The 978-nt window shown below is 59.1% G+C and carries 1 pseudogene; it reads left to right on the top strand.

The features are described from left to right. Positions 1 to 195: 195 nt before the first annotated feature. A pseudogene (locus B3873_RS02355) lies at positions 196 to 978 on the top strand (PCRF domain-containing protein); the annotation flags it as partial.

Raw genomic sequence — 978 nt, forward strand, 5'->3', positions numbered from 1 at the left:
GGGGGCAGGCTGTCTCATCGAGGATTCTCCGGTGGTGGCTAGCAGATGTCGGGCAGCGGCGGACGCACCCGTCAGTATTTTGTCAGTCAAACAAGCGCGCCGATGGTAGCGACGGAAAATGACAGGCGCGTGACGGGGGTGAAACTGCCCTCCTCCTCTTGTATAATTCGAGGTTTGATCGCAAAAGAAACCATCATGGAAGCAGAACGCCTCAATTCCCTCCAATCCTTGCTCGATGATCTGGCCACCCGTGCCACCGAGCTTCGGAGGTATCTTTGACTTCGATGTGAAGTCGGAGAAACTCGAACAAGTCAACGCCGAACTGGAAGACCCCAACGTCTGGAACGACCAGAAGCGGGCCCAGGACCTCGGCAAGGAAAAGAAATCGCTGGAAGCGATCGTCCACACCCTCATCAAGATCGACAGCGAGCTCACCGATGCGCGTGACCTCTTCGAGATGGCACGCGAGGAAAAGGACGAGGACACCATCGTCGCCATCGAAGCCGATGCCGAGACCCTGAAGAAGCTGGTCGAAGACATGGAATTCCGCCGCATGTTCAGCGGCCCCATGGACGCCAACAACTGCTTCATCGACATCCAGGCCGGTGCCGGCGGTACCGAAGCCCAGGACTGGGCTTCCATGCTGCTGCGCCAGTATCTGCGCTACTGCGAGCGCAAGGGCTTCAAGGCTGAAATCCTGGAACAGTCCGACGGTGAAGTGGCCGGCATCAAGACCGCCACCATCAAGGTCGAGGGCGAATACGCCTATGGCTTCCTGCGCACCGAAACGGGTGTGCACCGCCTGGTGCGCAAGTCGCCCTTCGACTCGTCCAATGGCCGCCATACGTCCTTCTCGAGCCTGTTCGTCTACCCCGAAGTGGATGAATCCTTCGAGATCGAGATCAACCCGGCTGATGTGCGGGTGGACACCTACCGTGCCTCCGGCGCGGGTGGCCAGCACATCAACAAGACCGACTC

The sequence above is a fragment of the Herbaspirillum sp. UBA812 genome, from assembly GCF_002296545.1.
Taxonomy (GTDB): Bacteria; Pseudomonadota; Gammaproteobacteria; order Burkholderiales; family Burkholderiaceae_D; genus Herbaspirillum; species Herbaspirillum huttiense.